This is a genomic window from Bacillus sp. SKDU12, assembly GCF_010093085.1.
Lineage (GTDB): Bacteria > Bacillota > Bacilli > Bacillales > Bacillaceae > Bacillus > Bacillus mexicanus.
Window position 1 is genome coordinate 369020 of record NZ_MSRC01000003.1, and the last position, 25566, is coordinate 394585.

General features: G+C 41.5%; 27 protein-coding genes. All 27 read left to right on the forward strand.

All coding sequences use genetic code 11. From position 1 onward, the window contains the following. The first annotated feature begins 9 nt into the window (after positions 1-9). The 27 genes from BTW01_RS03150 (at position 10) to fliY (ending at position 25561) form a co-directional block, all read left to right on the forward strand. Positions 10-1743: a hypothetical protein gene (locus BTW01_RS03150; protein WP_162101578.1), complete on the forward strand. Its 1734-nt coding sequence runs from the start codon at positions 10-12 to the stop codon at positions 1741-1743. After that, positions 1740-2021 (forward strand): FlhB-like flagellar biosynthesis protein, encoded by a 282-nt coding sequence (locus BTW01_RS03155; protein ID WP_162101579.1) that lies wholly within the window; start codon positions 1740-1742, stop codon positions 2019-2021. Before BTW01_RS03150 ends, BTW01_RS03155 begins: the two co-directional genes overlap by 4 nt. 174 nt (positions 2022-2195) lie before the next feature. Beyond that, a complete protein-coding gene (sucC, locus tag BTW01_RS03160; protein ID WP_162101580.1) occupies positions 2196-3353 on the forward strand; it encodes an ADP-forming succinate--CoA ligase subunit beta in 1158 nt (385 codons plus the stop codon). A gap of 28 nt (positions 3354-3381) precedes the next feature. Continuing rightward, positions 3382-4284 (forward strand): succinate--CoA ligase subunit alpha, encoded by a 903-nt coding sequence (gene sucD, locus BTW01_RS03165; protein ID WP_162101581.1) that lies wholly within the window; start codon positions 3382-3384, stop codon positions 4282-4284. 60 nt (positions 4285-4344) lie between these two features. Continuing rightward, positions 4345-5211, forward strand: a complete 867-nt coding sequence (gene dprA, locus BTW01_RS03170) for a DNA-processing protein DprA (protein ID WP_162101582.1) — start codon at positions 4345-4347, stop codon at positions 5209-5211. Between the two features lie 213 nt (positions 5212-5424). Then, positions 5425-7500 carry a type I DNA topoisomerase gene (gene topA, locus BTW01_RS03175; protein WP_162101583.1) on the forward strand — a complete coding sequence of 692 codons (2076 nt, stop codon included), beginning with the start codon at positions 5425-5427 and terminating at the stop codon, positions 7498-7500. 75 nt (positions 7501-7575) lie between these two features. Beyond that, entirely contained in the window at positions 7576-8883 is a 1308-nt protein-coding gene (gene trmFO / locus BTW01_RS03180; RefSeq protein WP_162101584.1) for an FADH(2)-oxidizing methylenetetrahydrofolate--tRNA-(uracil(54)-C(5))-methyltransferase TrmFO, read from the forward strand. Positions 8884-8950: 67 nt separating this feature from the next. Further along, entirely contained in the window at positions 8951-9865 is a 915-nt protein-coding gene (xerC, locus tag BTW01_RS03185) for a tyrosine recombinase XerC (protein WP_162101585.1), read from the forward strand. Positions 9866-9877: 12 nt separating this feature from the next. Continuing rightward, positions 9878-10423, forward strand: coding sequence for an ATP-dependent protease subunit ClpQ (gene clpQ / locus BTW01_RS03190; RefSeq protein WP_003238555.1), 546 nt, complete (start codon positions 9878-9880; stop codon positions 10421-10423). 16 nt (positions 10424-10439) lie between these two features. Further along, positions 10440-11843 (forward strand): HslU--HslV peptidase ATPase subunit, encoded by a 1404-nt coding sequence (gene hslU, locus BTW01_RS03195; RefSeq protein WP_162101586.1) that lies wholly within the window; start codon positions 10440-10442, stop codon positions 11841-11843. Positions 11844-11882: 39 nt separating this feature from the next. Further along, positions 11883-12662 carry a GTP-sensing pleiotropic transcriptional regulator CodY gene (codY, locus tag BTW01_RS03200; RefSeq protein WP_162101587.1) on the forward strand — a complete coding sequence of 260 codons (780 nt, stop codon included), beginning with the start codon at positions 11883-11885 and terminating at the stop codon, positions 12660-12662. Positions 12663-13043: 381 nt separating this feature from the next. Further along, entirely contained in the window at positions 13044-13433 is a 390-nt protein-coding gene (gene flgB, locus BTW01_RS03205; protein ID WP_162101588.1) for a flagellar basal body rod protein FlgB, read from the forward strand. Beyond that, the gene (gene flgC, locus BTW01_RS03210; RefSeq protein WP_162101589.1) at positions 13433-13885 is read left to right on the forward strand and encodes a flagellar basal body rod protein FlgC; all 453 of its coding nucleotides are present in this window, start codon (positions 13433-13435) and stop codon (positions 13883-13885) included. Before flgB ends, flgC begins: the two co-directional genes overlap by 1 nt. 11 nt (positions 13886-13896) lie before the next feature. Beyond that, complete coding sequence (gene fliE / locus BTW01_RS03215; protein ID WP_162101590.1) at positions 13897-14208, forward strand: flagellar hook-basal body complex protein FliE; 312 nt, start codon at positions 13897-13899, stop codon at positions 14206-14208. A gap of 45 nt (positions 14209-14253) precedes the next feature. After that, positions 14254-15864 carry a flagellar basal-body MS-ring/collar protein FliF gene (gene fliF, locus BTW01_RS03220; protein WP_162101591.1) on the forward strand — a complete coding sequence of 537 codons (1611 nt, stop codon included), beginning with the start codon at positions 14254-14256 and terminating at the stop codon, positions 15862-15864. A gap of 12 nt (positions 15865-15876) precedes the next feature. Further along, positions 15877-16893: a flagellar motor switch protein FliG gene (gene fliG, locus BTW01_RS03225; protein ID WP_162101592.1), complete on the forward strand. Its 1017-nt coding sequence runs from the start codon at positions 15877-15879 to the stop codon at positions 16891-16893. Further along, positions 16886-17638, forward strand: a complete 753-nt coding sequence (gene fliH / locus BTW01_RS03230; protein ID WP_162101593.1) for a flagellar assembly protein FliH — start codon at positions 16886-16888, stop codon at positions 17636-17638. Before fliG ends, fliH begins: the two co-directional genes overlap by 8 nt. Continuing rightward, a complete protein-coding gene (fliI, locus tag BTW01_RS03235; protein ID WP_162101594.1) occupies positions 17635-18951 on the forward strand; it encodes a flagellar protein export ATPase FliI in 1317 nt (438 codons plus the stop codon). The genes fliH and fliI overlap by 4 nt, the downstream gene beginning before the upstream one ends. Before the next feature lie 2 nt (positions 18952-18953). Then, positions 18954-19397, forward strand: a complete 444-nt coding sequence (gene fliJ, locus BTW01_RS03240) for a flagellar export protein FliJ (RefSeq protein WP_162101595.1) — start codon at positions 18954-18956, stop codon at positions 19395-19397. An 11-nt stretch (positions 19398-19408) separates the two neighbouring features. Next, positions 19409-20023, forward strand: a complete 615-nt coding sequence (locus tag BTW01_RS03245) for a MotE family protein (RefSeq protein ID WP_162101596.1) — start codon at positions 19409-19411, stop codon at positions 20021-20023. A gap of 13 nt (positions 20024-20036) precedes the next feature. Then, positions 20037-21482 (forward strand): flagellar hook-length control protein FliK, encoded by a 1446-nt coding sequence (locus tag BTW01_RS03250; protein ID WP_162101597.1) that lies wholly within the window; start codon positions 20037-20039, stop codon positions 21480-21482. After that, on the forward strand, positions 21479-21901 hold the full coding sequence (gene flgD, locus BTW01_RS03255; protein WP_162101598.1) for a flagellar hook assembly protein FlgD: 423 nt from the start codon (positions 21479-21481) through the stop codon (positions 21899-21901). Before BTW01_RS03250 ends, flgD begins: the two co-directional genes overlap by 4 nt. A 21-nt stretch (positions 21902-21922) precedes the next feature. Continuing rightward, the gene (gene flgG / locus BTW01_RS03260) at positions 21923-22717 is read left to right on the forward strand and encodes a flagellar basal body rod protein FlgG (protein WP_162101599.1); all 795 of its coding nucleotides are present in this window, start codon (positions 21923-21925) and stop codon (positions 22715-22717) included. A gap of 39 nt (positions 22718-22756) precedes the next feature. Continuing rightward, complete coding sequence (locus BTW01_RS03265; RefSeq protein ID WP_162101600.1) at positions 22757-22972, forward strand: flagellar FlbD family protein; 216 nt, start codon at positions 22757-22759, stop codon at positions 22970-22972. Beyond that, positions 22969-23391: a flagellar basal body-associated protein FliL gene (gene fliL / locus BTW01_RS03270; protein ID WP_162101601.1), complete on the forward strand. Its 423-nt coding sequence runs from the start codon at positions 22969-22971 to the stop codon at positions 23389-23391. Before BTW01_RS03265 ends, fliL begins: the two co-directional genes overlap by 4 nt. A 33-nt stretch (positions 23392-23424) precedes the next feature. Then, positions 23425-24423 (forward strand): flagellar motor switch protein FliM, encoded by a 999-nt coding sequence (fliM, locus tag BTW01_RS03275; protein WP_162101602.1) that lies wholly within the window; start codon positions 23425-23427, stop codon positions 24421-24423. Then, positions 24413-25561 carry a flagellar motor switch phosphatase FliY gene (gene fliY, locus BTW01_RS03280; RefSeq protein ID WP_162101603.1) on the forward strand — a complete coding sequence of 383 codons (1149 nt, stop codon included), beginning with the start codon at positions 24413-24415 and terminating at the stop codon, positions 25559-25561. The genes fliM and fliY overlap by 11 nt, the downstream gene beginning before the upstream one ends. The last annotated feature ends 5 nt before the right edge of the window (positions 25562-25566 follow it).

The following is a 25566-nucleotide window of genomic DNA, read 5'->3' on the forward strand; positions in this document are numbered from 1 at the left end:
CTTTTTTAAATGAATATACGGAATGATGTGCAAAAGGCACTGCAGCACCTTTTTAGAAACACTGGAGTCCCCCAGGAAACATCGACTATCAGCGAAGCGCTAAACGGGGAGAAGCGTCTTCTTTTAGGAAAAGTGCTTCGTTTATTGGGAGACCAGCATGCGCTAATCCAAGTCGGTAATCAAACGATCCAGGGAAAACTTGAAATCCAGCTTCGCCCTCAGGCATACTATTGGTTTTCCTACGAAAAAAAAACGACAGAACAGACAGGCCGTCTTCAGGTCGTTCAAAGCTTTGACCAGAATCCCAAAACCATTCAGGATGCTGCTGGAAAGCTTTTAAATGCCATCGCGGTAAAGCCTTCAAATGCCGCTCTCATGATGACAGGAGCGATGCTGAAGACTAAAACACCCGTAACAGAAAATGATATCAAAACAGCGGTACGCTGGATGGAGACGCTGCCTGCGTCAGATACAAAAAAAGCAATTGAAACGGTTATTTTCGCCTTAAAGCGTGATCTGCCCATTCATTCTGAGGTATTGAGCGGAATTCATGCTGTCAAATCGCCTGTTCCGCTTCATCAGCATGTATCCCAGCTGCTTCAGGCAATCAATCAGAGCCCCCAGCAGGGCCAGATGATGGCAAAGCTGAAAGAAGCCGTTACGATACTTTTTAATAGTGAAATCGATGTCCATGCAGAACGACTGATCGAAAGACTTGTCTCGTTAACAAACAATGCCAAAGCATCTTCTGCAAGCACTGAAGCTGGAAATAGAGAGCTTAGCGCACCAGCCGATTCCATCGGGAAGAGCGACTTATCGCTTGCAAACCGTACAGAGGAACAGAAAAGAGTACAAAGAGAGCCTGTTAAAACAGCAGTAGAAGACATTCCGAGCAAAGAAGCCCGACAGCTGCTGATAAAGCTGACTGAATCTGCTGATAAAAACAATCTTCCAATTGTGAAAGAAGCAGCAAATTGGATGAAAGCGGCTGCTTCACCGGCTGATAGTAAATCACCTGCAGCTTCAGCTGTTTTACAGGCAGCGCAAGTTACAGATCAGGAAGCCGAAGTCTTTTTAAAGGCTGTTCAGCAGACAGCACCTCATTTAGCGGATAAGGCTGATGTTCTTTCTTTTTTGTCCAAAGTGAAAACGGCAATTGGTGCAAGGGACGAGCTTGCGTTCATTAAAGCGTTTGAACAAGGAAGTGAAGCCGCGCCTGATGATATACAATCCATTAAGCTGGCTCTCCATGCTGCAAGAGGATCGAATGAGGTAGCTGAACCTGTCAAACAGGAAGCGGATCAGCTGTTTCATAAATTAAACGGGCAGCTTTTCATGCAGCAGGACCATCCGTCATACAGCCAAATTGTGATGTCATTTCCGCTGTTTTCAAAGTCAGGGGTACAGGACATGACTGTTCTGTTTAAAGGAAAGAAAGAAGCGGATGGAAAGCTTGATCCAACCCATTGCCGGCTTTTGTTTTTGCTGCAGCTGGATACGTTAAAAGAAACCGTTGTTGATTGCTTGATTCAGCAAAAAGCAATGACCATTACAATTGAGACTGATTTCGAGCTTCAGGATGCGATCGACCCGATGGTGCCCGCCCTTAAACAAGCTCTCAAGGAAATGGGATACAGCCTTTCAGGGGTAAACGCCAAAAAAAGAGTTCATACCGAAGAGAAGGCAACAATCGTTCAATATGTAACAAGCATCAGTGATCAGGAAGTGGATGTGAAAATATGAAAAAACAGACGCCGATCAGACAAGCTGTGGCTCTCCATTATGACGAACAAAAAGACAAGGCTCCGAAAGTGGCTGCGACAGGAAAGGGCCATGTAGCCGACAATATTATCAAAGAAGCGAAAAAAGCAGGGGTTCCGATCCAAGAAGATCGGACCCTTGTCGAATTAATGCGCCATTTGACTGTAGATGATCAAATTCCGGAAGCTCTTTATGAGACGGTAGCCGAGATTTTTTCGTTCATTTACCGATTGGATGAGAGCGTAAAAAACAAAAAATAACCATAAATATTCCCCATCCGCCGTTTGAAATTTATGTTTTTAATAAAATAAAAGTTTGAATGTTTAGAAAGATTTAAAGATTTTGTACCGAACTCTAGACAATTCTTCCAGTATTATTATAGAATGAAAGCGCAGTCTATTTTAGTTTTGTTACATAAGTTAGGAGGATGGGAAATGAATATCCATGAGTACCAGGGGAAAGAAGTCCTCAGGAAATATGGGGTGTCTGTTCCTGAAGGTAAAGTGGCTTTTACAGCAGAAGAAGCAGTGGAGAAAGCGAAGAGCTTATCCAGCTCGGTTTATGTCGTAAAGGCTCAAATTCATGCTGGCGGTCGAGGCAAAGCTGGTGGGGTAAAAATAGCAAAATCAGTAGACGAAGTGAAAGCGTATGCCGAAGAACTCTTAGGGAAGACCCTAGTTACTCATCAGACGGGTCCGGACGGCCAAGTAATAAAACGCTTACTTATTGAAGAAGGCTGCGATATTAAAAAAGAATACTACGTGGGGCTAGTGCTTGATCGAGCAACTTCCAGAATCGTTTTGATGGCTTCTGAAGAAGGCGGAACGGAAATTGAAGAAGTGGCGGAGAAAACACCGGAAAAAATCAAAAAAGCTATTATTGATCCGGCTGTCGGTCTGCAAGGCTATCAAGCCAGAGAAATTGCATTCGCTATTAATATCCCAAAGGAGCTTGTGGGAAAAGCTGCTAAGTTTATGCTTGGGCTATATAAAGCGTTTGTTGAGAAAGACTGCTCAATCGCTGAAATCAATCCGCTCGTTGTTACCGGCGACGGACATGTGATGGCGCTTGATGCGAAATTGAATTTCGACAGCAATGCACTATACAGACAAAAGGATATTATGGAATACAGAGATTTGGATGAAGAAGATCCAAAAGAAATCGAAGCGTCTAAATATGACTTAAGCTACATCTCCCTCGATGGAAATATTGGCTGTATGGTCAACGGCGCGGGACTTGCAATGTCCACAATGGATATTATCAAGCATTATGGAGGAGAACCGGCCAACTTCCTTGATGTGGGCGGCGGTGCAACCGCAGAAAAAGTCACGGAAGCATTTAAAATCATTCTTTCTGACCAAAACGTTAAAGGGATTTTTGTCAACATTTTCGGCGGCATCATGAAGTGTGATGTCATTGCAGAAGGGGTTGTGGAAGCGACAAAACAAGTCGGTTTGACATTGCCGCTTGTTGTCCGTCTTGAAGGCACAAACGTGGATATAGGGAAGAAAATCCTTAGTGAATCAGGATTGAATATTACATCTGCGGAATCGATGGCTGACGGCGCGCAGAAAATTGTATCCTTAGTTTAGGAAAGAATGAAAGGCAGGGGACCAGATAATGAGTGTTTTTATTAATAAAGATACAAGAGTTATTGTGCAAGGGATTACAGGTTCTACCGCTTTATTTCATACGAAGCAGATGCTCGAATACGGCACAAATATCGTAGGCGGTGTAACACCTGGAAAAGGCGGAACGGAAGCGGAAGGTGTTCCTGTATTTCATACAGTGGCTGAAGCAGTCCAAACGACAGGTGCAAACGCGTCGGTTATATATGTGCCTGCACCGTTTGCAGCAGATGCGATTATGGAAGCGGTAGATGCGGAGCTTGACCTCGTGATTTGCATCACGGAGCATATTCCGGTTTTAGATATGGTTAAGGTCAAACGCTTCATGGAAGGCAAGAAAACGCGGCTGATAGGGCCGAACTGTCCTGGCGTCATCACACCTGACGAATGTAAAATCGGCATTATGCCTGGATATATCCATAAAAAGGGCCATGTAGGCGTTGTATCGCGTTCAGGAACTTTAACATACGAAGCGGTCCACCAGCTGTCAGAAGCGGGTGTAGGGCAATCTACAGCTGTTGGGATCGGCGGTGATCCTGTAAATGGAACAAGCTTTATTGACGTTTTAAAAGCGTTTAACGAAGATCCTGACACACACGCTGTTATCATGATTGGCGAGATCGGCGGTACTGCTGAAGAAGAAGCGGCAGAGTGGGTAAAAGCCAACATGACAAAACCGGTAGTCGGTTTTATCGGCGGGAAAACAGCACCGCCAGGGAAACGCATGGGGCATGCAGGCGCCATTATTTCCGGCGGAAAAGGTACTGCTGATGAAAAAATCAAAACCCTTAATGCATGCGGAATCGAAGTTGCAGAGACACCTTCTGTAATGGGCGAAACGTTAATCAAGGTGCTAAAAGAGAAGAACTTGTTCGAAACTTGTAAAACGCATTAATAATGAAGGGACAGCCGTCAAGGCTGTTCCTGCTTTTTCTGTCAAAAGGAGGTCAATATATTGGACCAGGCCGCAGCCTGTTTAATAATTTGCAGAATCAATCACTTATTATCCCCATCCCTTCTATTAAAATGGTGGAAAGCTGATCCTTCTATGTCGCTGACATCACCCGTGTTCGAAACTGTTACGCACAGTAAAATAAAAGCAGCTGCATTAAAAAATAAAATAGAAGAACATTACTCAAACCTTCAGCGCGTACTTGCAGCTTACCGCGAGCAAGGTATTAACATCATCCCGATTTCTTCAAAGCAATATCCTTTCTGGCTGAAAAACATTTATGATCCGCCTGCCGTCCTGTTTGCAAAGGGTGACATGACCCTTCTTTCTAAAGGGAGGAAAATTGGCATTGTAGGGACAAGACATCCAACAGCCTATGGGATACAAGTTGTCAATCATCTTACAACAGAGCTTTGCCGTAAAGATTGGGTGATTGTCAGCGGACTGGCGTCAGGGATAGATGGAATGTCTCATGCTGCAAGTATTAAGGCGAAGGGACGAACAATCGGCGTCATTGCAGGGGGATTTCAGCATATTTATCCTCAAGAAAACCTTCAATTAGCAGATCACATGGCTAAACATCATATTCTTCTGTCAGAGCACCCACCTGAAACCAAACCTCAAAAATGGCATTTTCCTATGAGAAATCGTATTATCAGCGGATTAAGTGAAGGGATTGTTGTCGTGCAAGGAAAAGAAAAGAGCGGTTCACTGATTACTGCGTATCAAGCACTGGAACAAGGGAGAGAGGTATTTGCCGTACCCGGTTTAGTATTTGACCCTTACGCCGGAGGCCCTGTAAAACTCATTCAGCAGGGAGCTAAAGCCATATGGTCAGCAGAAGATATTTTCAATGAGCTTCCTGAGTGAAACGTTCAATATACGGAACCCTTTTGAATTATCGTTTGACAAACGGTATTGTAATATTTAATAATAGTGAGGATTTAAAGTTGCATATTGTTTTCTATTTAAATAATGACGTTCATCATAAAGAATGAAATGTTGAAAGCCAACGAAAGACAGCTGCAAAACCAAAATTGAAATATGTGAAAAGAGAGAGAACACCTCTTGAGGGGGATGAAAATGTCTGATTATCTAGTCATCGTGGAATCGCCCGCTAAGGCGAAAACGATTGAACGTTACTTAGGTAAAAAATATAAAGTGAAAGCATCAATGGGACATGTCCGGGATCTTCCAAAAAGTCAAATGGGAGTTGACATAGAACAGAATTTCGAACCGAAATATATTACCATTCGAGGCAAAGGGCCGGTATTAAAAGAGCTGAAAACGGCTGCGAAAAAAGCCAAAAAAGTGTATCTCGCAGCCGACCCCGACAGAGAAGGGGAAGCGATTGCATGGCACTTGGCACACAGTCTTGACTTAGATCTCAATTCAGACTGCCGTGTGGTCTTTAACGAAATTACAAAAGACGCCATTAAGGAATCGTTTAAGCATCCTCGCATGATTAATATGGATTTAGTAGATGCACAGCAGGCGCGACGGATTTTAGACAGGCTTGTCGGCTATAAAATCAGTCCTATTCTTTGGAAAAAAGTCAAAAAAGGGCTTAGCGCAGGCCGTGTGCAGTCTGTTGCTCTCCGTTTGATTATCGACCGCGAAAAAGAGATTAATGACTTTAAGCCAGAGGAATATTGGACAATTGACGGTATGTTCTTGAAAGGACAGGAAACATTCGAAGCGAGCTTTTTCGGAAAAAACGGCAAAAAACTTCCTTTAAAAAGTGAAGCAGATGTAAAAGACATTCTTTCTCAGCTTAAAGGCAATAAATATACAGTTGAAAAAGTTACGAAAAAGGAACGCAAACGTAATCCAGCCTTGCCTTTCACCACTTCCACCCTACAGCAGGAAGCTGCGCGTAAGCTCAATTTCAGAGCAAAGAAAACAATGATGATTGCTCAGCAATTATATGAAGGAATTGATCTTGGAAGAGAAGGAACAGTCGGTCTCATCACATACATGAGAACGGATTCAACCCGCATTTCAAATACGGCGGTCGATGAAGCAGCTGCATTTATCGATCAGGCATACGGAAAAGAGTTCTTAGGCGGCAAACGAAAGCCTACGAAAAAGAATGAAAATGCTCAGGATGCTCACGAAGCCATCCGCCCAACATCTGTTCTCAGAAAACCAAGTGAATTAAAAGCAGTACTTGGCCGAGATCAAATGAGATTGTATAAATTAATTTGGGAGCGTTTTGTTGCCAGTCAGATGGCATCTGCGGTTCTAGATACAATGAGTGTTGATTTGACAAACAATGGTTTGACATTTCGTGCGAATGGAAGTAAAGTCAAGTTTTCTGGGTTTATGAAGGTGTATGTTGAAGGAAAAGACGATCAATTAGAAGAAAAAGACCGCATGCTGCCTGACTTACAAGAAGGCGACACGGTATTATCAAAAGATATAGAACCGGAGCAGCATTTTACTCAGCCTCCTCCGCGCTACACTGAGGCACGGCTCGTCAAGACTCTTGAAGAACGAGGTATCGGCCGTCCTTCCACATATGCTCCGACGCTTGATACAATTCAGCGGCGCGGCTACGTGGCTTTGGATAATAAACGCTTTGTTCCGACAGAATTAGGCCAGATCGTCCTTGACCTGATCATGGAATTTTTCCCTGAAATCATTAATGTTGAGTTTACAGCGAAGATGGAAAAAGACCTTGACCATGTAGAAGAAGGCAATACAGAATGGGTTAAGATTATTGATAACTTCTACAGCGATTTTGAAAAACGCGTTAAAAAAGCCGAATCGGAAATGAAGGAAGTTGAAATCGAACCAGAATATGCAGGGGAAGATTGTGAATTATGCAATTCTCCAATGGTATATAAAATGGGGAGGTACGGTAAATTCTTAGCTTGCTCTAACTTCCCGGACTGCCGGAACACAAAACCGATTGTGAAACAAATCGGCGTGAAGTGCCCAAGCTGCGGTGAAGGAAATATTGTTGAGCGAAAATCGAAAAAGAAACGCATTTTTTACGGCTGTGACCGTTATCCGGAATGTGAATTCGTTTCCTGGGATAAACCAATTGAACGAAAATGCCCGAAATGCGAAAACATGCTTGTTGAGAAAAAACTCAAAAAAGGCATACAAGTCCAATGTGTGGAATGCGATTATAAGGAAGAACCACAGAAGTAGCGGTGAGCAGGGTCTTGCTCACCTTCTTTGTGTGGTAAAAGAAGGCCTTGAATAATAAACTAGGAGATGTGAATGATGAACCAACAAACAGTGAATGTAATCGGAGCTGGACTCGCAGGAAGTGAAGCAGCATGGCAGCTTGCCAAACGGGGGATTCAAGTCAAACTATATGAAATGCGCCCTGTTAAACAAACCCCTGCACACCATACAGATAAATTTGCTGAGCTAGTGTGCAGCAACTCTTTGCGCTCCAATACGCTTGCTAACGCTGTCGGTGTATTAAAGGAAGAAATGCGCGCGCTTGATTCAGCCATTATCGCGGCGGCTGACGAATGTTCGGTGCCTGCCGGCGGCGCCCTTGCTGTAGATCGTCACGAATTTGCTGCAAGTGTGACAAATCGGGTGAAAAATCATCCGAACGTAACTGTTATGAATGAAGAAGTGACAGAAATTCCTGAAGGTCCTACTATTATCGCAACAGGTCCATTAACATCTGAATCACTGTCTGCACAGCTGAAGGAACTAACTGGAGAGGACTATTTATATTTTTATGATGCAGCGGCGCCAATTGTAGAAAAAGACAGTTTGGATATGGATAAAGTATACTTGAAATCGCGCTATGATAAAGGTGAAGCGGCATATTTGAACTGCCCGATGACAGAAGAAGAATTTGACCGTTTTCATGAAGCATTAACATCAGCAGAAACAGTCCCATTAAAAGAATTCGAAAAAGAGATTTTCTTTGAAGGCTGTATGCCGATTGAAGTCATGGCAAAACGGGGAAAGAAAACAATGCTTTTTGGGCCGATGAAACCAGTTGGTTTAGAACATCCTGTTACAGGCAAACGTCCGCATGCTGTCGTTCAGCTCAGACAGGATGATGCAGCGGGAACACTCTATAATATTGTAGGATTCCAGACTCATTTAAAATGGGGAGATCAAAAGGAAGTTCTTAAATTGATTCCTGGGCTTGAAAATGTAGAAATTGTCAGATACGGCGTGATGCACAGAAATACATTCATTAACTCTCCAAGTCTGTTAGAGCCGACTTATCAATTTAAAAACCGCAATGATCTGTTCTTTGCAGGGCAAATGACGGGAGTAGAAGGATATGTCGAATCAGCTGCCTCAGGTCTGGTAGCAGGGATTAATGCGGCTAAACTTGTTTTAGGAGAAGAGCTTATTACCTTCCCGCAGGAAACAGCTATAGGAAGCATGGCGCACTATATTACAACAACAAACCAGAAGAATTTCCAACCGATGAATGCAAACTTTGGGCTTTTAAAAGAATTGCCTGTTAAAATTAAAAATAAAAAAGAGCGGAATGAACAATACGCAAATCGTGCAATTGAGACAATTCGAACAATTTCGAAAACAATATAGGTATTGATTGCAACCTGAGCGCGATTTGTGATACCATTTAAAAGCCCTTCCTGGGGAGGTATTAGGCATGGAGAATGTTAAGAATTTCGTAAACTTATTCGTAGAATATTTACAAATTGAAAAAAATTATTCACAATATACTATTGTGAATTATGTGGATTCAATTGAAGAATTCGAGACTTTCCTGCGCGTTCAATGTATAAATGGATTTGAAAAAGCTGCATATCAAGATATTAGGATTTTTCTGACACAAGCCTATGAAAAAGGCTTATCGAGAAGAACGATAAGCAAAAAGATATCTGCATTAAGAAGCTTTTATAAGTTTTTGATGCGGGAAAAGCTTGTTGAAGAAAATCCATTTCAGCTTGTTCATCTGCCGAAACAAGAGAAACGAATACCGAAGTTTCTATATCAAAAAGAGCTTGAGGAGCTGTTTGACGTTTCAGATATAAGCCAGCCGACCGGAATGAGGGATCAAGCACTGTTAGAGCTTCTCTATGCCACCGGAATGAGGGTCAGTGAATGCTGTTCCATAACCATTCACGACATTGACTTATTTATGGACACTGTGCTTGTACACGGTAAAGGTAAGAAACAGCGCTATATCCCCTTTGGGTCTTACGCCCGTGAGGCGTTGAAGGTATATATGAATAGTGGAAGACAGTGCTTGCTGATGAAAGCAAAAGAACCTCATGATCTATTATTCGTAAATCAAAGAGGCGGACCGCTTACAGCCCGAGGAGTCAGGCATATTTTAAGCGGGCTTGTTCAAAAAGCGTCCGGCGCTTTACATATTCATCCGCATATGCTTCGACATACGTTTGCCACTCACCTGTTAAACGAAGGAGCAGATTTGAGAAGCGTCCAGGAACTGCTCGGACATTCCAATCTGTCCTCGACACAGATATACACGCACGTTTCGAAGGAAATGTTGAGAAACACATATATGTCTCACCATCCAAGAGCTTTTAAGAAAAATTAAAGGAGGCCCTTTATGTCATCTTTTCATGCGACCACAATATTTGCCGTACAGCATAAGGGACGAAGTGCTATGTCTGGTGACGGGCAAGTGACATTTGGTCAGGCTGTTGTCATGAAACACACTGCAAGAAAAGTAAGAAAGCTGTTTAACGGTAAGGTTCTTGCAGGTTTTGCGGGATCTGTTGCAGACGCTTTCACTTTATTCGAAAAGTTTGAAGCTAAGCTTGAAGAATATAACGGCAACTTAAAACGGGCGGCTGTTGAGCTTGCAAAGGAATGGCGTAGCGATAAAGTGCTTAGAAAGCTTGAAGCCATGCTGATTGTTATGAATCAGGATACGTTGCTTCTCGTATCAGGAACAGGCGAGGTGATCGAACCAGATGACGGTATTCTCGCAATTGGATCAGGGGGCAATTACGCTCTGGCAGCGGGAAGAGCTTTGAAAAAACATGCTGGGGAAAGTATGTCTGCAAGTGAGATTGCTAGAGCTGCGTTAGAAACAGCAGGCGAAATTTGTGTATACACGAACGATCAAATCATACTGGAAGAGCTTGAATAGAAAGGACTTGAGGCGCATGGAAAAACAACCGTTAACACCAAGACAGATTGTAGATCGGTTAGACCAATATATTGTCGGTCAGCAAAACGCGAAAAAAGCTGTCGCCGTGGCATTAAGAAACCGCTATAGAAGAAGCCTTCTGGATGAAAAGCTGAAGGATGAGGTCGTTCCGAAAAACATTTTAATGATGGGACCTACAGGCGTTGGAAAAACGGAAATTGCCAGACGAATTGCCAAGATTTCAGGTGCGCCATTTATCAAAATTGAAGCAACAAAATTCACTGAAGTCGGCTATGTAGGCAGAGATGTTGAATCTATGGTCAGAGACCTTGTGGAAACCTCTGTTCGGCTTATAAAAGAAGAGAAAATGACTGAAGTAAAGGAACAGGCAGAGGAAAATGCAAACAAACGCATTGTTCGACTGTTAGTTCCGGGGAAGAAAAAACAATCAGGCGTTAAAAATCCATTTGAAATGTTTTTTGGCGGCAGCCAGCCGAATGGTGAAGATGAGGCGGAGAGCCAGGAAGAAGCAAACATTGAAGAAAAAAGAAAACGCATGGCGCATCAGCTTGCTTTAGGAGAACTGGAAGACTACTATGTAACAGTAGAAGTCGAAGAGCAGCAGCCATCTATGTTTGACATGCTGCAGGGCTCGGGTATGGAGCAGATGGGTATGAATATGCAGGATGCGCTGAGCGGATTAATGCCAAAGAAAAAGAAACGGCGCAAAATGACCGTCAGGGAAGCCAGAAAAGTCCTGACGAATGAAGAAGCAAGCAAACTCATCGATATGGATGAAGTCAGCCAGGAAGCCGTTCAGAGAGCTGAAGAAAGCGGAATTATTTTTATCGACGAGATTGATAAAATTGCCAAAAACGGAGGCGCATCATCTTCTGCTGATGTATCCAGAGAAGGTGTTCAGCGAGACATTCTCCCAATCGTTGAAGGCTCTACCGTTGTCACGAAATATGGTTCGGTAAAAACTGACCATGTTCTATTTATTGCAGCAGGAGCCTTTCATATGGCCAAACCGTCTGATTTAATTCCTGAACTGCAAGGGCGTTTTCCGATTCGTGTAGAACTGAGCAAACTCACGGTAGACGACTTCGTAAGAATTTTAATAGAGCCGGATAATGCGTTGCTCAAACAATATCAAGCATTGTTGCAGACAGAAGGTATATCTCTTGAATTTTCTGACGAAGCTATTCATAAGATTGCTGAAGTTGCTTATCATGTGAACCAGGATACTGATAATATCGGTGCGAGGCGCCTTCATACAATACTTGAACGTTTATTAGAAGATCTGTCGTTTGAAGCTCCTGACGTAACAATGGAGAAAATAACAATTACACCGCAGTATGTCGAAGAAAAGCTCGGAACGATAGCTAAAAACAAAGATTTAAGTCAATTTATTTTGTGAAAAATTTAATAAGAGGAATGTTTAGGAGGATTATTTATCATGGCTTTATTACAAAAAACAAGAATTATTAACTCCATGTTGCAAGCTGCAGCAGGGAAACCGGTGAACTTTAAGGAGATGGCGGAGACGCTTCGGGATGTCATTGATTCCAATATTTTCGTTGTAAGCCGCAGAGGGAAACTCCTTGGCTATTCTATTAACCAGCAAATTGAAAATAATCGCATGAAAAAGATGCTTGAGGATCGTCAATTCCCTGAAGAATATACGAAAAATTTATTTAACATCCCTGAAACATCTTCTAACTTGGACATTAATAGTGAGTATACTGCTTTCCCTGTTGAGAATAGAGACCTGTTCCAAGCTGGTTTAACAACAATTGTACCGATCATTGGTGGCGGAGAAAGATTAGGAACGCTCATTCTTTCACGTTTACAGGATCAATTTCATGATGATGACTTGATTCTTGCTGAATATGGCGCTACTGTTGTCGGAATGGAGATCCTGAGAGAAAAAGCAGAAGAAATTGAAGAGGAAGCAAGAAGCAAAGCTGTCGTTCAAATGGCTATCAGTTCTCTTTCTTACAGTGAGCTTGAAGCAATTGAACACATTTTTGAAGAGCTTGATGGGAACGAGGGCCTTCTTGTTGCAAGTAAAATCGCTGATCGCGTCGGCATTACCCGTTCTGTCATTGTGAATGCACTCAGAAAGCTGGAAAGCGCGGGTGTTATCGAGTCAAGATCATTAGGAATGAAAGGTACTTATATCAAAGTTCTAAACAGCAAATTCCTAATCGAATTAGAACATTTAAAATCACATTAATCACGCAAAGAACCCCTTTATGAGGGGTTCTTTTTTTATCTCAAATAAAGGAAATGAATAAGCTTTATTTCCTGGGTTGAAAGTCGTTCTTTGTAATAATTTTAATAAACCACACAAATTTCTCGAAAAATCACAAAAAATGACGAAAAGTATATAGAAAAAACGGAAATTGTGTTATATTCAGGCTTATATGCAAACAGAAAATGTAGTTCTAATAATCTAGGACTTTGTACCTAGATATAAAATAGATAATTGTGAGGACAATTTTTTATGCGAACTTCATAGACTTTATGCCTGTTATTTCTTACAATAAGCATAGAGTTTTACAATTCTCGACAAGGATACTGAGGATGAAAAAAACTGAAATGGAGGTAAGTGGATATGAGCTTATTTTCTGGAACGATACAAAATCTTGATAATGCCTTGAATAGAGCAGATATTAAGCAAAAAGTCATAACTAATAATATTGCCAATATAGATACACCGAACTATAAGGCAAAAAAAGTCTCTTTCCAAAATTTGTTAGAACAAGAGTCCTCTCGTTTCGAAGCGACAAAAACGGACTATCGTCATATTGATTTTTCTGATGGTGATTCGAATTATTCAATTGTGAAAAGTAGAAATACATCGTATCAACAAAATGGAAACAATGTCGACGTGGACAAAGAGATGACAGAATTGGCGCAAAATCAAATCAACTATCAAGCATTAGTTGAAAGAATGAACGGAAAATTTAATTCGTTGAAAACCGTATTAACAGGAGGAAGATGATGACAGCTTTTCATAGCTTAAATGTTTCAGCATCTGCTTTAACAGCTCAGCGAGTCAGGATGGACGTTGTATCGTCTAACTTGGCGAATGTGGATACAACAAGAGCAAAGCAGGTGAATGGAGAATGGGTGCCTTACAGAAGAAAAATGGTTTCTCTTCAGTCAAAAGGTGAATCGTTCTCTTCTATCCTCAATTCTAAAATGAGCGGAAGCGGAAACGCTGGAAACGGTGTGAAAGTTTCTAAAGTTACTGAGGATGATTCAGAATTTAATCTTGTCTATGATCCGACAGACCCTGATGCAAACGCTGAAGGGTATGTACAAAAGCCTAATGTGGATCCATTGAAAGAAATGGTTGACCTTGTCAGCAGCACAAGATCATACGAGGCGAATGTCACTGCGATGAATGCCACTAAGGGAATGCTGATGAAAGCATTAGAAATCGGAAAGTAAGGTGAATGAATGTGATAAATGCAATTTCTCCATTTCAAGTGCAAAATATTCAAAATGCAACAAATCAAGTAAACAATAGCCAAAAAACAAATTCTTCAAATCAAACAAGCTTTTCGGAGCTTTTAAAAAACTCTATTAGTTCGTTAAATGAGTCCCAAGTAACTTCTGACAACATGACTAATGCTTTGGCAGCAGGAAAAGATGTAAATCTTGATGAAGTGATGATCGCCGCTCAAAAAGCAAACATCTCTCTCACTGCTGCTACAGAGTTCCGCAATAAAGCTGTGGAAGCATATCAGGAGATTATGAGAATGCAAATGTAGGGGGTCTGACGATTAAGAGAAAGAGTGGAATGACCGGGGGTTAACATGAATCGTACTCTAATGCAAATAAAAAACAAAACAAGTGAGTTTTGGAAAAACAGATCTAAATTACAAAAGATTTTAATGATTAGTGCTTTAGCGGCAATTATTATTATTGGAATTATTGTTAGTGTTTTTGCTTCTAATACAAAAATGGCGCCGCTGTACAAAGATTTGTCTGCAGAAGAAGCAGGGAAAATTAAAGAAGAACTTGATGCGAAGAAAGTGCCAAACGAACTTTCAAACGGCGGTACAGTCATTAGCGTTCCGGAAGATCAGGTTGATTCATTAAAAGTACAAATGGCTGCAGAAGGGCTTCCGAAAACCGGATCAATTGATTATTCGTTTTTTGGACAGAATGCCGGCTTCGGTATGACAGATAATGAGTTTGATATGGTCAAAGTGAAAGCGACACAGACAGAACTGTCAAATTTGATCAATGAGATGGACGGTATCAAAAATTCAAAAGTAATGATTAACCTTCCGAAAGACGCTGTGTTTGTCGGTGAGGATCAATCTGCAGCATCCGCGTCAATCGTTCTGCAGATTCAACCGGGCTATACGCTAGATCAAAGCCAGGTCAACGGATTGTATCATCTAGTATCGAAAAGCGTGCCCAGCCTAAAAGAAGATAACATCGTCATCATGGACCAAAACTCTACATACTACGACAAATCAGACAGTGGTGCAGGGTCCTACGCGGATAGTTATTCTTCCCAGCAAGGAATTAAGTCCCAAGTTGAAAAAGACATTCAAAAACATGTTCAGTCATTGCTTGGAACGATGATGGGGCAAGATAAAGTAGTTGTCTCTGTTACAGCTGATGTTGATTTCACAAAAGAAAATCGCACAGAAGACATTGTCGAACCTGTTGATAAAGAAAACATGGAAGGCATTGCGGTTAGTGCGGAAAAAGTATCTGAAACATACCAGGGTGACGGTGCAGCCGATGGCGGTACTGCCGGAACTGGTGAGGAAGATGTAACGAACTATAAAGCTGCTGATGATAATAACGGAAGCGGAAATTACGAAAAAAGCAGCAATAAAATCAATTACGAGGTTAACCGCATCCATAAAGAAATCGCTGAAAGTCCTTATAAGGTCAGAGATTTAGGAATTCAAGTCATGGTAGAGCCGCCTGATGCAAAAAATACGGCGTCGCTGTCAACTGAAAGACAGGATGATATACAAAAAATCCTCTCAACTGTAGTCAGAACATCACTGGATAAGGACACAACACAAAACCAGAACCTTTCTGATCAAGATATTAATAATAAAATTGTTGTCTCCGTTCAGCCATTTGACGGGAAAGTCAACTTAGATACAAATACGGAAAAATCCTCAGGTATCCCGCTGTGGGCATATATCGTAGGCGGTGTTTTAATCGCGGCGATCATTATTCTGATCATTATGCTTATCAGAAAGAAAAGAGCGCAAGAGGATGAGTTTGAGGAATACGAGTATGAGAGTCCACAAGAACCAATTAACATGCCTGATATCAATGAAGAGGAAAATGAAACACCGGAAACAGTCAGACGAAAACAGCTTGAAAAAATGGCGAAAGACAAGCCGGAAGATTTTGCAAAACTGCTAAGAAGCTGGCTGGACGAGGATTAGGAGGAATTAGAAATGGCGAGACGTGATCAAGATAAGCTTACAGGAAAACAAAAAGCAGCCATTCTCATGATTTCCCTGGGGTTAGATGTGTCAGCTTCTGTGTATAAGCACTTAACCGATGAAGAAATTGAAAGGCTTACCTTAGAAATATCAGGTGTTCGAAGTGTCGATCATCAAAAAAAGGATGAAATTATAGAAGAATTTCATAATATAGCCATTGCGCAGGATTATATTTCTCAAGGCGGTCTAAGCTATGCGAGACAAGTTCTTGAGAAGGCGCTTGGAGAGAATAAGGCGGAAAACATCCTTAATAGGCTGACTTCTTCTTTACAAGTTAAACCATTTGATTTTGCCAGAAAAGCGGAGCCCGAACAAATCTTGAATTTTATACAGCAAGAGCATCCGCAGACGATGGCGTTAATTTTGTCCTATTTAGATCCTGTGCAATCCGGGCAAATTTTATCTGAGCTGAACCCTGAGGTACAGGCTGAGGTTGCGAGAAGAATCGCTGTTATGGACAGAACGGCACCTGAAATTATAAATGAGGTAGAACGGATTCTGGAACAAAAAATATCTTCGGCATTTACTCAGGACTATACACAAACAGGCGGAATTGAAGCTGTTGTTGAAGTGTTAAACGGAGTTGACAGAGGCACAGAGAAAACGATCTTGGATTCATTGGAAATTCAGGATCCTGATCTTGCTGAAGAAATTAAAAAGCGGATGTTTGTCTTTGAAGATATTGTTACACTTGATAACCGCGCCATTCAGCGAGTCATTCGCGATGTTGAGAACGACGATCTGCTTCTTTCATTAAAAGTTGCCAGCGAGGAAGTTAAAGAAATCGTGTTCAACAATATGTCACAGCGTATGGTTGAAACCTTTAAAGAAGAAATGGAATTTATGGGACCTGTACGTTTGAAAGATGTAGAAGAAGCTCAATCAAGAATTGTAAGCATCGTCAGAAAGCTTGAAGAAGCCGGTGAAATTGTAATAGCAAGAGGCGGAGGGGACGATATTATTGTCTAATATCATTAAACAAGAATCATCTTTTTCTCCACAAAAGGAAAAAAGAAAGCTCTCTGTACAAGAGGTGCGTATCGATCATTCTCACCTTTTGCAGGCTGAAGAGAACCCAGAAGCAATTATGGCCCGAGTGAAAGAGGAAGCTGACCGGATTTCTGAGCAGGCAAACAGCCATATAGAAAATATTCGCCGTCAAATTGAGCAGGAAAAAAATGATTGGTCGGCTGAAAAACAGAAGCTTATTGAAGAAGCAAAAGCCGAGGGCTTTGAACAGGGTATGGCATTAGGAAAGGCTGAGGCGATGCAGCAGTACGCTGAACTTATCAGCCAAGCGAACAGCATAACTGAAATGTCCAGAAAAGCTGTTGAGGATAAGCTTGAAGACGCTAATGGAGAAATTGTTGAGCTTGCCGTTGCACTTGCTAAAAAAGTATGGCAACAAACATCTGATGATAAAGAGGCTTTTCTACTGCTAGTGAAACAAGTCATTAACGAAGTAAAGGAATACGACGATATATCAATATATGTAGATCCATATTACTATGAGACAGTCTTTCAGCAAAAAGACGAAATCCAGCATTTGCTTCATAAAGAATGCCGGTTCGGCATATATGCTGATGAAAAAGCTCAAAAAGGAACCTGTTTTATTGAGACACCTTTTGGCAGGGTAGATGCGAGTGTTGACACACAATTGATGCAATTGAAAGATAAACTTCTGACAGTGTTGGAAGCGGGTGCAGCTGAATGAATACACAGAGTCTGATAGATTGTATCGACATGACGGACTCATATAAACGGTACGGTAAAGTCAAACGAGTGATCGGCCTGATGATTGAATCAAAAGGGCCTGCGAGCTCAATTGGTGACGTGTGCCTGATTTATGCAAAAGGACATTCTGGCAATGTCATTAAAGCTGAGGTTGTCGGCTTTCAGGAAGAAAACATTTTGCTAATGCCTTATTTAGAAGCTGCAAGCATTGCGCCTGGCAGCATTGTAGAAGCTACTGGTGAATCTCTTCGCGTGAAAGTTGGAGCCGGACTGATCGGACAAGTTGTCGACGCTTTTGGTGAACCGCTTGACGGAACGCTTTTGCCAAAAGGGCTTTCACTTGTATCGACGGAGCAATCACCGCCTAATCCGATGAAACGGCCGCCTATCCGGGAAAAGATGGGTGTCGGTGTCAGATCAATTGACAGTTTATTGACGGTCGGTAAAGGCCAGCGGATTGGTATTTTTGCAGGAAGCGGTGTCGGAAAAAGTACATTAATGGGGATGATTGCCAAACAGACAGAGGCTGACTTAAACGTCATTGCACTTGTCGGGGAGCGCGGGCGAGAGGTTCGTGAGTTTATTGAAAAAGACCTGGGAGAAGAGGGCTTAAAACGATCGATTGTAGTCGTTGCCACCTCAGATCAGCCAGCATTAATGAGATTGAAAGCAGCATATACTGCAACTGCAATTGCTGAGTATTTCCGTGATAAAGGCCAAAATGTCATGTTTATGATGGATTCTGTTACAAGGGTGGCAATGGCGCAGCGTGAGATTGGGCTGGCTGCCGGAGAGCCTCCGACGACAAAAGGCTATACACCTTCCGTGTTCGCTATTTTACCTCGTTTATTAGAGAGAACAGGTGCAAATGAACATGGAACCATTACGGCGTTTTATACTGTGTTGGTAGACGGGGATGACATGAATGAGCCGATCGCTGACACTGTTCGCGGTATTTTAGACGGACATATTGTGTTGGATAGGGCGCTTGCTAATAAAGGCCAGTTTCCTGCAGTTAATATACTAAAAAGTATTAGCAGGGTGATGTCAAACATATCGACAAGACAACATCTGGATGCAGCAAATAAATTCCGTGAATTGTTATCGACGTATCAAAATTCGGAAGACCTCATTAATATTGGAGCTTACAAAAGAGGATCCTCAAGAGAAATTGATGAAGCCATTCAATTTTATCCGCAGCTTATTCAATTTTTAAAACAGGGAACAGACGATTCAGCATCATTGGAAGAAAGCATTGCTGCATTAACTAGTTTGACAGGAAATGAGGAATAAACGTGGTTTATCAATTTAGATTCCAAAAGCTGCTGGAACTAAAAGAAAATGAGAAAGATCAATCCTTATCCGAATATCAGCAATCCGTTTCTGAATTTGAAAATGTTGCTGAAAAATTATATGAAAATATGAGCAAAAAGGAATTGCTGGAACAAAATAAGGAAAAGAGATTGAAAAGCGGCATGAGTGTGCAAGAGATGAGGCATTACCAGCAATTTGTCTCAAATCTGGAAAATACGATTTATCACTATCAAAAGCTTGTTATTATGAAAAGAAATCAAATGAATCAAAAACAAGAAATTTTGACTGAGAAAAATATTGAAGTGAAAAAGTTTGAAAAAATGCGTGAAAAACAGTTTAAAATGTTTGCTCTTGAAGACAAAGCTGCAGAGATGAAAGAAATGGATGACATTTCGATTAAGCAGTTTATGATTCAAGGCCATTAGGAGCGAATGTAATGTCCGGCAAAAAGAAAGAATCAGGTAAGTCCCGTTCGGTTTTGCTTATCATTATCCTACCGCTGGTGTTTCTTTTAATCGCAGGGGGAATTATTCTTTGGGCTGCTGGTGTCAATGTTTTAAAGCCAATACAGGAAACGGCGGCAAAAACGCCGGTTTTAAAAGAATTGGTTCCTGAAACCGAAAATAAAAAAGACACAGCATCAAGTAAGGATAGCAGTAATACGGCAGCTTTGGAAAAGACCATTAAGGATCAAAAAAGTGAAATCAATATATTGAATAAAGATTTAGAAACGAGTAAATCTGAAATTGACAGACTCAATCAAAAAATCCGTTCACTTGAAAAGACAGCAGAGGATCAAAAAAAGTCATCAGAAGATCATACTGAAAATGCATCAGAACCGAATTCTTCCTCTAAAAACGACAAGGTGATCAGCGTATATAAAAGCATGGACAGCGGAAAGGCTGCAAAAATCATTGCCCAATTAAAGGAGCAAGAAGCGCTGAAAATATTGAATGGCTTAAGCAAAAAGCAGCTTGCTGACATATTGGCGAAGATGACTCCTGAGCAAGCAGCAACCTACACAGAAAAAATTGCTGCCAGCCATGAATAAGGGGGGATGAAAGGTGAAGCTGCTTGACTTGGCGGGCCCTATGCTGAAAAACACAGCAGGACCTGCGGCTAAAACCATGAATAGTAGCCAGGGGGTTTTTCAAAATTGGCTTATGTCTGAGACCGGATTGAAGGAACTCTCAGAACAAGGTAAGGAAACTCCTGCTGGTGATCAGCTTTTAACAGATGCGCTTAAAAAAATCAGTGATTGGCTAAACGCCAGTCCTGAAGAGCAAGACAAACAAAAAGCAGACCTTCTGCAAACATTAAGCAAACTAACAGGGAAGCAGTTGGATGAAACGGATCAGCAAATGCTGCAGAATCTGTTGCAGACAGTAGAATTAATGTCCGACGAAACTGCGCCATTACTTGCGGAATCGGGGAAAATCATTTCAGAAGGCAAATTGGCCTCAGCTGTCAATGATACCGATGGAGAACTGAAGTCTGATACAGAGCAATCAAATCAGGAGAATGTAGAGTCTAAGGATAATAAAGAACTTATCCTTATCCAGATGTTCATTAGTCAGCTGTTAGAAGGGAATAAGCTGTCTGATCGCGGGAATGGCAATAAAGCCCATGCCGTTTATCAGAACGGAGATCAATTTCTTTCTTCATTAGAAAAAAAGGGTGTATCTCAACAGCTCATTCAGGATCTAAAACAGCAAATATTCACCAAAGATGAGTCGAGTTCTAAGCTATATTCGATGACAGCATCAGAACTGAAAAGCTTTCAAAGCTTAATGGAACAAATGTCTATGCTGCCTCAAAAAGGGACAAAAGAATGGAATTTAGCTGAAAGTCAACTGAAGGCTTTCTTGTTACCGAAATCATCCGAATCATCACAAGACTTTGGGAAGCGTGTTCTGGCACCGTCCTCACAGAGTTCATTCAGTAAAAATTCATCGGATATTTCTGGAAGCGTTCAATCTGTTGATAGTAAATCAGGACTTCACATGCTGTTCTCAGGCTACCGGAGCACAGGCGGAGTTCAAACACTTAATCCGCAGCAGATGTCATCTGATTTGCCGGCTGCCGAAACAAAAACGGTAGCTGATCAAGTGATCAAAGGGTGGAAACAGATGAAATATACGCCTTTCGGCAGATCGACAGGAAGCTTCACCATTCGGCTGAATCCTGGACATCTAGGATTTGTCACAATCAAGCTGACAAATGAAAATGGGATGTTTCAGAGTAAGATCATTGCATCAAGCCAATCAGCAAAAGAATTGCTTGAACAGCATCTTCCTCAGCTGAAGCAATCATTGCCGAATATGGCAGTCCAAATTGATCGTTTCACGCTCCCGGTCCAAAGCGGAGATCAGCCGATATACGGGCAGCTTGCTGATGAACAGAAACAGCAGCAAGATGGACAGAGACAGCAAAGACAGAAAAAACAATCAAATGATTTCGGTGATCTGCTCGATGAAATATCGGAAGTTGATATGGAGGAAGAAGAATGACTTCTATAAGTTCAGAATATAAACTGCCTGAAAAAACAAGCACTGCGCCGACTGGCAATAGCAGCTTGGGGAAAGATGAATTCTTAAAAATATTAATGACCCAAGTTAAAAGCCAAGATCCGCTCAACCCGGTCGATGATAAAGAATTCATCAGTCAGATGGCGACATTTTCTAGTCTGGAACAAATGATGAATCTGAATACCACAATGACTAAGTTCGTCGAAAATCAGGATCCGTTTACGACGTATCTTGATTGGATGGGAAAAGAAGTTTCTTGGACTGCTGACGGAGGAGCAACAGAAAAAGCAGGCACAGTAAGTTCAGTAAAACAGTCAAAAGGAAAATATTATCTTGTTCTTAATGATGGCACTGAAATCAGCCCGACGAATGTGTTGTCTGTAGCACAGTCTTCTAAATAAAACAATCTGGGGGAATACATTATGTTACGTTCACTTTATTCTGGAATCAGCGGTATGAAAAATTTTCAAACAAAGCTTGACGTTATCGGCAACAACATTGCCAACGTGAATACAGTAGGATTTAAAAAGAGCCGTGTAACCTTTAAAGATATGGTAAGCCAAACGATTGCAGGCGGTTCTGCTGCTGGAGGGGCTATTGGGGGTACAAACTCTAAGCAGATCGGTTTAGGTTCATCATCAGGCACAATTGATACAATCCATTCAACAAGCGCAACACAAAGTACAGGAAGAACACTTGATTTAGCGATTGACGGTGACGGTTACTTTCGAATTGATACAGGCGATGGAACATCCTATACAAGAGCAGGAAACTTCTATTTAGATAATACTGGAACAATGGTAACGGGTGATGGCTACCACGTATTAAATATGAATGGAGACACAATTCAAATCCCTACTGATGCACAAAGCTTCAACATTGGTTCTGATGGGAAGGTGTCAATCGTTGATGCGGGCGGTCAAAAACAAGACGGCGGACAAATCGGGATTGTCACTTTTGCAAACAGTGACGGTTTAGATAAAATCGGAAACAATTTATACCGTGAGTCTCTAAACTCTGGGACTGCCAGTGCAGCAAACCAGCCTGGTGATGGCGGTACAGGTTCTCTTAAAGTAGGATTTCTCGAAATGTCTAACGTTGACTTAACTGACGAATTTACTGAAATGATCGTTGCCCAGCGCGGATTCCAATCAAACTCAAAAATTATTACAACATCTGATGAAATCCTTCAAGAACTGGTTAACCTTAAACGTTAAGGAGGGAGGGGAGGCGAGTAATCGCTTCTCCGCTGTTTTATGATTAAAGTAACCCGTTTAAATGGGCAGCCTTTTATACTGAATGCGCTATTTGTTGAACAGATTGAATGCTTTCCGGATACTACAATCACTTTGTCAAACGGTAAGAAGTTTGTAGTAAAAGAAGATGAAGAAGCTGTTCTGGAGAAGGTCGCATCTTTCTACCGAAAAATACAAATATTTTCAATGGAACAAGGAATAGAGGAACCGGAATGAAGAAAAAATTACTGATTATTTTACTAATTATTCTTATCGTAATTGGTGCTCTCGGGGCGGCGGCTTATTTTGTTTTAGGCGAAAAGTCCGGAAAAAGTGAAGCGAAAAAAAGTGTTGATGAAATCGTTGCATCTACAGTTGCTGTGGAAGAGATTACAACGAATTTAAAGTCTGATAATATTATCCGGCTTGCTATTAAACTTGAAACAGATTCTGATAAATCAAAAGAAGAACTTGAAAAGCGTGATTTTCAAGTGAAGGATACTGTAATAACGCTGCTGGCTAATACGAACGTTAATGAGATTGAAGGAGACAAGGGTAGAGAGGCCTTTAAGAAGGAACTAAAAGATAAAATTAATAGCTACCTCCAAGAAGGAAAAGTAGAAAAAGTGTATTTTACCTCCTTTAATCTGCAATAAACAATCATTTGACAGAATACGGAGGTGAGGAAAATGGCAGGAGAAGTTCTCTCCCAAAATGAAATAGATGCACTGCTTTCTGCAATATCAACTGGTGAAATGGACGCTGAAGAGCTGAAAAAGGAAGAAAAAGAGAAGAAAGTGAAGGTTTATGATTTCAAACGTGCCCTGCGGTTCTCTAAGGATCAGATCCGTAGTTTAACGAGAATTCATGATAATTTTGCTAGACTTCTCACTACTCATTTTTCTGCTCAGCTCCGGACCTATATTCACATATCTGTCAGCTCTGTTGACCAGGTCCCTTATGAGGAATTTATTAGATCCATCCCGAACATGACGATACTGAACCTGTTTGCTGTCCATCCGATGGAAGGCAGAATTATGATGGAGGTTAACCCTGCGATTGCATATACGATGATGGATCGGGTAATGGGCGGTATAGGAATCAGTCATAATAAGGTTGACAATTTGACAGAAATTGAAACAAAAATCATTTCAAATTTATTTGAAAATGCACTGGGGAATTATAAAGAAGCTTGGCAGTCAATTGCTGATATTGAACCGGAAATGACTGAGTTTGAAGTGAATCCGCAATTCGTTCAGATGGTATCTCCTAATGAAACAGTTGTGGTGATATCGCTCAATACTCAAATTGGTGACATCAGTGGTGTCATAAATCTTTGTATCCCGCATATTGTCCTCGAGCCGCTCATACCGAAGCTTTCGGTCCACTATTGGATGCAATCAGATAGAAATGAGCCAAAGCCTGAGGAAACAAAGTCACTTGAAAAACGTATTATGACAGCACAAATACCTGTCGTGGCCGAGCTCGGCACATCTGAACTGACAATAGAAGAGTTTTTAAGTTTAGAAGTCGGAGACTGCATAACTTTGGACAAATCAGTCACAGATCCTCTTACTGTATTGGTCGGAGATAAGCCGAAATTTTTAGGACAAGCCGGCCGGGTGAATCGAAAACAGGCAGTGCAAATTTTAGATCACGACATAAGAGGTGAACAAGATGGAGAATAATAGATTATCTCAAGATGAGATTGACGCGCTTCTTAACGGCACAGGCAGCACACCTGATGAGCCTGAGGCTACGGAAGTACATGACTTGTCGGACATGGAGCGTGACGCGATCGGTGAAATTGGAAATATTTCATTCGGCAGTTCTGCGACAGCACTGTCAACACTTTTAAATCAAAAGGTCGATATTACGACTCCAAGCGTAACTGTCATTCCTAGAAGTAAAATCAGCGATGCGTTTCCTAAACCGTATGTAGCCATTGAAGTGAATTATACGGAGGGCTTTAGCGGCAGCAATCTGCTGGTCGTAGAACAAAATGACGCCGCGATCATTGCTGACTTAATGATCGGGGGAGACGGAAAAGGCGCTGACCCTTCGCTAGGTGAAATTCATTTAAGTGCGGTTCAAGAAGCGATGAACCAAATGATGGGATCAGCTGCTACATCAATGTCTACTGTATTCAGTAAAAAAATAGATATTTCACCGCCTCGGGTTGAATTGCTCGATGTCATTGAAGAAAAGGGAACTGACCGTATTCCTGATGATGAAATGCTGGTGAAAGTTTCTTTCAACATAAAGGTGGGAGAATTAATAGACTCCAGCATTATGCAGCTTTATCCGCTGACATTTGCGAAAGACTTAATTTCAAACCTTATGAATACAGGAAGTGCAGAGGAAGAAGCAGCGCCGCAGCCTGATGTTACATATGAGCAGCCGAAAGAGTCTGTAACGCCAGAGCCGCATCATGAACCACAGCAACAGCAGCAACCGCAACCGCAACCGCCAAAAAGACAGGGAACACCAAAACAATCAGCGCCAGTTCAGGTTTCACCGGTAGAGTTTTCCGCGTTTGATTCAAACGAGTCTTCGCAAGCCCCTAGAAACAACCTGGATATGCTTTTGGATATCCCGCTTTCAATCACTGTTGAGCTTGGAAGAACGAAAAGAAGCGTTAAAGAGATTTTAGAGCTTTCTGCAGGAAGTATCATTGAGCTTGATAAATTAGCTGGTGAGCCGGTAGATATTTTAGTAAATCAGCGTATTGTTGCCAAAGGCGAGGTCGTTGTCATTGAAGAAAACTTCGGTGTAAGAGTCACTGATATTTTAAGCCAGGCAGAGCGCATTAATAATTTAAAATAACAAAA

Coding starts and splice junctions, on each gene's coding strand:
- clpQ (WP_003238555.1), top strand. CDS start 9,878: ATGTCATCTTTTCATGCGACCACAATATTTGCCGTACAGCATAAGGGA.
- fliM (WP_162101602.1), top strand. CDS start 23,425: ATGGCAGGAGAAGTTCTCTCCCAAAATGAAATAGATGCACTGCTTTCT.
- xerC (WP_162101585.1), top strand. CDS start 8,951: ATGGAGAATGTTAAGAATTTCGTAAACTTATTCGTAGAATATTTACAA.
- hslU (WP_162101586.1), top strand. CDS start 10,440: ATGGAAAAACAACCGTTAACACCAAGACAGATTGTAGATCGGTTAGAC.
- flgB (WP_162101588.1), top strand. CDS start 13,044: ATGAGCTTATTTTCTGGAACGATACAAAATCTTGATAATGCCTTGAAT.
- flgD (WP_162101598.1), top strand. CDS start 21,479: ATGACTTCTATAAGTTCAGAATATAAACTGCCTGAAAAAACAAGCACT.
- BTW01_RS03265 (WP_162101600.1), top strand. CDS start 22,757: ATGATTAAAGTAACCCGTTTAAATGGGCAGCCTTTTATACTGAATGCG.
- topA (WP_162101583.1), top strand. CDS start 5,425: ATGTCTGATTATCTAGTCATCGTGGAATCGCCCGCTAAGGCGAAAACG.
- fliG (WP_162101592.1), top strand. CDS start 15,877: ATGGCGAGACGTGATCAAGATAAGCTTACAGGAAAACAAAAAGCAGCC.
- fliI (WP_162101594.1), top strand. CDS start 17,635: ATGAATACACAGAGTCTGATAGATTGTATCGACATGACGGACTCATAT.
- sucC (WP_162101580.1), top strand. CDS start 2,196: ATGAATATCCATGAGTACCAGGGGAAAGAAGTCCTCAGGAAATATGGG.
- flgC (WP_162101589.1), top strand. CDS start 13,433: ATGACAGCTTTTCATAGCTTAAATGTTTCAGCATCTGCTTTAACAGCT.
- codY (WP_162101587.1), top strand. CDS start 11,883: ATGGCTTTATTACAAAAAACAAGAATTATTAACTCCATGTTGCAAGCT.
- BTW01_RS03150 (WP_162101578.1), top strand. CDS start 10: ATGAATATACGGAATGATGTGCAAAAGGCACTGCAGCACCTTTTTAGA.
- trmFO (WP_162101584.1), top strand. CDS start 7,576: ATGAACCAACAAACAGTGAATGTAATCGGAGCTGGACTCGCAGGAAGT.
- flgG (WP_162101599.1), top strand. CDS start 21,923: ATGTTACGTTCACTTTATTCTGGAATCAGCGGTATGAAAAATTTTCAA.
- BTW01_RS03155 (WP_162101579.1), top strand. CDS start 1,740: ATGAAAAAACAGACGCCGATCAGACAAGCTGTGGCTCTCCATTATGAC.
- sucD (WP_162101581.1), top strand. CDS start 3,382: ATGAGTGTTTTTATTAATAAAGATACAAGAGTTATTGTGCAAGGGATT.
- fliY (WP_162101603.1), top strand. CDS start 24,413: ATGGAGAATAATAGATTATCTCAAGATGAGATTGACGCGCTTCTTAAC.
- BTW01_RS03245 (WP_162101596.1), top strand. CDS start 19,409: ATGTCCGGCAAAAAGAAAGAATCAGGTAAGTCCCGTTCGGTTTTGCTT.
- fliF (WP_162101591.1), top strand. CDS start 14,254: ATGAATCGTACTCTAATGCAAATAAAAAACAAAACAAGTGAGTTTTGG.
- fliL (WP_162101601.1), top strand. CDS start 22,969: ATGAAGAAAAAATTACTGATTATTTTACTAATTATTCTTATCGTAATT.